The 5,735-nt window shown below is 27.9% G+C and carries 5 protein-coding genes; all 5 read right to left on the reverse strand.

Annotated features, from left to right (window positions below; all coding sequences use genetic code 11):
- Positions 1–135: 135 nt before the first annotated feature.
- The 5 genes from Q0F58_RS16705 to Q0F58_RS16725 all read right to left on the reverse strand — a co-directional run bounded on the left by Q0F58_RS16705 (position 136) and on the right by Q0F58_RS16725 (position 5,640).
- Entirely contained in the window at positions 136–1,089 is a 954-nt protein-coding gene (locus tag Q0F58_RS16705; protein ID WP_294379000.1) for a hypothetical protein, read from the reverse strand.
- A 194-nt stretch (positions 1,090–1,283) separates the two neighbouring features.
- A complete protein-coding gene (locus tag Q0F58_RS16710; protein WP_294379001.1) occupies positions 1,284–1,721 on the reverse strand; it encodes an ACT domain-containing protein in 438 nt (145 codons plus the stop codon).
- A complete protein-coding gene (gene thrB / locus Q0F58_RS16715; protein WP_294379002.1) occupies positions 1,721–2,617 on the reverse strand; it encodes a homoserine kinase in 897 nt (298 codons plus the stop codon). The genes Q0F58_RS16710 and thrB overlap by 1 nt, the downstream gene beginning before the upstream one ends.
- 15 nt (positions 2,618–2,632) lie before the next feature.
- Positions 2,633–4,087 (reverse strand): threonine synthase, encoded by a 1,455-nt coding sequence (thrC, locus tag Q0F58_RS16720; RefSeq protein ID WP_294379003.1) that lies wholly within the window; start codon positions 4,085–4,087, stop codon positions 2,633–2,635.
- Between the two features lie 614 nt (positions 4,088–4,701).
- On the reverse strand, positions 4,702–5,640 hold the full coding sequence (locus Q0F58_RS16725) for a hypothetical protein (protein ID WP_294379004.1): 939 nt from the start codon (positions 5,638–5,640) through the stop codon (positions 4,702–4,704).
- Between the last annotated feature and the right edge of the window lie 95 nt (positions 5,641–5,735).

A 5,735-nucleotide genomic window follows, 5' to 3' on the forward strand; every position in this document is an offset into this window, starting at 1 on the left:
GCTTCGCAGACTGTGTGTTTCTGCCCCCTTCAAAAGTTATCCACAGATTGTTCGAAAATATAATTTCCTATAGAATCAAATAATCTTTACAAGACTTCTTTGATTATTATTTATATATACTTATAATTTAAAATATTAAGATTCTGCTATATTTTTAATTTTAACATCAACATCTGAAAGAATTTCAAAAACTATATTAGTATTTTTATTTAGCATTATATCATCAAGCTGTTGATTCAATACATTTATCTCATCTAAAAGTTCATTTATTTGCAGATTCTTACTATTTATACTTCTCTCTTTATATAAGTTTTCTTCTTGAAGCAATTTTATTCTGTTTTCAAGTTTTATTAATTCTTTTGACTTTTTAACGGAATTTTTTCTTGATATATCAACTGCAATTTCTCCTGTGAACATTTTTTCACGTATTACATTCATTACCTTTTCATTTATCCTGTCACCATACTTATATTCTGATTTGTTATTCTTTCTTTCATGATAATGCTTTATAAAATTTTTCACAACATTTGCAACATTAAATCCATAACCATATTTTTGATCATTGATTTGTGCAGTTATAAATTTATTAATTATATAGCTGCATTTATTCTCTTCTTTTATAAGCTCATCACGTTTCATATAAAGTTCAAAAAACTTTTGGATTTTTTCATTCCAATCTGCTTTTCTTACTGATTCTGCAACAATACCTGCATTTTCTGCACAATTATCTTCTACATAACAATAATATTTTTTCAAAAGTTTATTGAAAGCAATTGAATATTTATCACTGATTTTGTAATTTTCATCATTATTTTCATTTTTTATTTTACTAACAAGAACACTAAAATCTAACCTTTTTAAAATATTATACCATTCATTCTTTAAAATACAGCTATTATAAAAATCATCATTTCTTTCTCCTGCTGAAAAAGGTAAATTACTCTCTTCAATAATTCTCCTTAAAGAATATAAACTGTTGTTTTCCCCATTACAATAGTTCTCTTCAAAAATAACACCAACCATATAAAAATTGTTATCCTCATCAGTAAAGCCATTTTCACCAATAAACATTAAGTATTTTTTTCCCATAAAACTCCCCCTTTTGATAACGTTATCATTATCTGTGTAAAGCTTTTATCATATATTATAATTTCTATAATTAACATGAATTTCCTTCTAAATTTTCATTTTTTTATTTAAGAAACTCCTCACTTATTATATATTATGTAAATATTATTTTAGAACAAAAAATATTAAAACAAAAATAGTGGGAAAAAATCCCACTATTCCATTCCTATGAATTCAACCTTTTCAATATTCTTAAGATTGCTTAATCCATCAGTCAGCGTCTTAATATCACCATCTACACATGATAAATCAATTGTTATGCTTAAATTTGCATATCCATTGAGAGGAATACCTTGATTTATTGTTAAGATGTCTCCTCCCTGTTCAGCAATATAATTACTTATAGCAGACAGTACTCCCTTTTCATTTTTTAAAATGATATTGTAAGTGACTTTTCTCCCCTCTGACGTTTCAGAAAATTCAAATACATAATCTCTATACTTATAATATACACTCCTGCTTATTCCCGCAATTTTAACTGCTTCTGTTACTTCTTTAACTTTTCCATCCTTTAATAGTTTTTTAGCAAAAAGAACTTTTTCATAAACATCAGGCAGAACCCTCTTATCTATAACCAAGTAATTTCCACTCATTAGTAATCACCCTTTATAATGGTCGCCCCTTCACTATCTAAAGATAATTCTAATATATCCCATTGTAAATTTTCTTGACTTAAAAATTGTTTAAGCTTATTGCTAAAGCGCTCATCCTTTTCGTCGATAACAACCATGATTGTAGGCCCTGCTCCACTAAGGTAACATCCTAAAGCTCCCAATTCATAGCTCTTATTATACACCTTTTCAAAACCAGGAATCAACTTACTCCTGTAATTTTGATGAAAGGCATCTTTACATGCATGTTTTATAAGTTCAAACTTTCCACTTGTAAAGCTTGCAACCATAAGAGCTGCTCTTGAAACATTATAAACTCCATCTTTCAAAGCAATCTCTTTTGGCAGTACACTTCTTGCCTTTTCAGTCGATAATCTGAAATTAGGTACTACTGCAATGAACTTTAATCCATCTTTTACATTTACTTTATCATAGAATGTTTTATTTTCTTCAGTTATTGCAACAACCATTCCCCCTAATAAGGCTGGTGCAACATTATCTGGATGACCTTCTATTTCCACAGCCATATCCAGAAGTTCATCATCAGAAAATCTTCCTCCCATGATTTCATTAGCTCCAACTAGTCCCCCAACTATACATGTGGAGCTGCTTCCAAGACCTCTTGATATAGGAACATCTTGAGTAAGTTCACTTATTTCTAATCCTTTAATTTTATAGCCCGCTTTGTCAAAGCAATGTTTCATTGCCACATAAATTATATTTTCTTCATTACAAAATTCTTCTGGTATCCCATTGAATTTTAAACCACTTTCTATTTCTTTAAATCCAAATTCATTATATAGTGTTAGCCCAATACCTAATGAATCAAAACCAGGTCCCATATTAGCTGATGTTGCTGGCACTCTTACCTTAATCATAACTTTTACCCCTATCTATTTAAGAAAAGATAATAATGCATCTCTCATCTGAGTCTTGTCCCAAACCTCATCATGCAATATTGGTGCATTTTCTAAACATGCTAAATTTTTAGGAATTTCATTTTTAGTAGATTCTGATAATTTCTTTAGAACTTCAAAATCATTAATTCCTTCTACATCAATATTCAATGCATTACATATGCTTCTTGGGAATTTGAATGGACTAGCTGTTGATACAACTAATGCTGGTTTATTGTCATTAGTTTCCTTTATGTATTTTTCTTTTACTACATATGCAACTGCTGTATGTGTATCCATAACATAATTTTCTTTTTCATATACTTCTTTTATTGCGGCATACACTTCTTCAGTTGTAGCATAATTTCCATAAAAAATCTTTATGAATTCTTTTATTTTATCATTTACTTCATATACGCCTTTTGTATTTAACTGTTTCATTAAATCAGCAACTACACTGCTATCTCTTCCACATGCTTCATATAACAGTCTTTCAAGATTTGATGAAACCAATATATCCATAGAAGGTGATTCAGTTAATACAAGTTCTCTCTTCTTGTCATATACACCAGTTTCAAAGAAATCAGTCAATACTTTATTTTCATTTGATGCACATATAAATCTATCTATTGGCAATCCCATCTGTTTAGCATAATATCCAGCTAATATGTTTCCAAAATTTCCTGTTGGAACAACAACATTTATAGGATCGTCTAATTTAATTACCCCTTGATTTACTAAATTAAAATATCCATAGAAATAATATACTATTTGTGGTACAAGTCTTCCTATGTTGATTGAATTAGCAGATGATAAAACATATCCTTTTTTAACTAATTCATCTCTAAACTTCTGATCTCCAAAGATTTCTTTAACCCCTGTCTGAGCATCATCGAAATTCCCCTTTATTCCGATAACCTTGACATTGTCGCCTTCCTGACTTACCATTTGTCTTTCTTGAATTGGACTTACTCCATTCTTTGGATAGTACACAACAACTTTAAATCCATCTATCTTTGCAAAACCTTCAAGGGCAGCTTTTCCTGTATCTCCAGAAGTTGCAGTAAGAATTGTTATATCTTCCTTTACATCACAAATTTTCTTTGCTCTTTTCATTATTTGAGGCAAAAATAGTAATGCTGCATCTTTAAATGCACAAGTTGGTCCATGATACAACTCTAAGAAATTTTTCTCAACTTTTACATCAAATCTTCCATTGTATGCATCATTAATTGCCCCCATTAATTCTGCATCATCAATATCTGTAAAATACTCATTGATTACTTTGAATGCCAAGTCTTCATACTTTATTTTTGTATTTTTCTTTAGTTCATCATAAACCTTTGGAAATTCATCTGGAACATATAATCCTCCATCTTTTGAAATTCCATTGATTATGGCTTTGGCTGAAGCTATTTCCTTTTCCAAGCCCCTAGTACTTCTAAACTTCATTTAACTCACCTCAAAAATGTATTGGATATAAGCAATATATATTTTCCATGTCGACAATTTAAATATATATATAACATATTCTACCTGTAATATATATTATCATGTATTTTATACATATACAAGTGTTTTTCCATAAAATACAATAGTTTTTTTCATTTCATCTATTTTTTTATAATTTTCTTACATCTATTTTTATTTATAATTCACTTATATTCATCTGTTTTAACAATAAAACTGCATAATATATGTTGCAAGATTAAATACTCATTACAACTATATCAAATGTGGATATTTCATAATTGTAAATCTATATAGTTAAAATCAACATATAGTATACACATCTATCCTTGACGTACTATATATTGATTATTTTTTGAGACTTATACTAATATGAAAAATCCTCATATATAACTCAAATCTTGAAATATAAAAAATAATTGGTATATACTCTAGAAATAAATAAAAACAATAATTAAATAAAGAAATTTACACAAAATTTCTTTATTCCCAATTGTATATTCTTTAATTTTGAATATATTTTATAAAATGAATTATTATTAAAACTATATTTCAAAATTTTCCATTCATAACTTAATATATTTCTTTAAAGATAATCACATATATATGTTTATAGGCATAATCTGTACTGCTTTTTCATTTATTCTTAAATCTGGACATTCTGGAACAAAAAAATCATTTTTTCTAAGACACTCCAATAAAGGTTCTGCTTTTTCAAAAAACTTTTCATAAAAATTTTCCTGTCCAGTCTTTCTCAAAAGACTTATACTGTCATTTTCATCAGCACATGTCTTTATAACTTTTCCTATAACCTTACAATGACAATTTATCTTATCAAAAATATTACATTGACTATTCATAAAATTATCTTTATTTACTGTGAGCACAGCAGTTCCATTTCCTACATTCATTAATAAATCAATAGTATTATTGCAGTTTAAAAGACCATTAATGTGAGTAAGCATTTTTTTAAACATAGTAAAATTCATTTTACATTCAGAATTTTCCATCAATTTATCTAAATAATCAGCACCGAATATATCTATAAGGTTTATGAGACAATCTATATAACATAATATACTTGAATTGGTTATTGTTCCTTCAACTTCTATTAAATCTCCAGAATCTATATTATCATTTTCAATATCATCTACATCTTTATGAACAAGTTCATTATTTTGATTCAAGTAGTCCATAAGATTTCCATTTAAAACAAATGATGTATATGTTGTCTGTATTTTTCGTTCTTCTTTTACACATTGTATTGCATCCACATCATTATTCAATTGATGATGTTCAAAATTATTGCAGGAATCTAGTTCATTTTTATCTTTAAATCCTTCATGCTCAATTTTTGTAATGCTTCCCTGGCTGGAATTTTCCCTTCTGTCTGTCTCTCTGGTTCCAGCCTTTAATGTTCTGTCAAAAGCCTGTGTAAGTGTTATTGTTTCTATGTATCCTGTCAGAACTAATGATGCTAGATTTTTTACCAGACTTTCATCCAAGTAAACAAGTATATCAAAAGGACTACTCATTGCTTCTCCTTTCATAAAATTGATTATATATAATAATTGTATTATGTATAAAAAAAATTTCATTCATATGAATATTCTTATTAATATATATATTC

It is taken from the genome of uncultured Clostridium sp. (assembly GCF_934754915.1).
In the GTDB taxonomy this organism is placed as follows: domain Bacteria; phylum Bacillota; class Clostridia; order Clostridiales; family Clostridiaceae; genus Clostridium.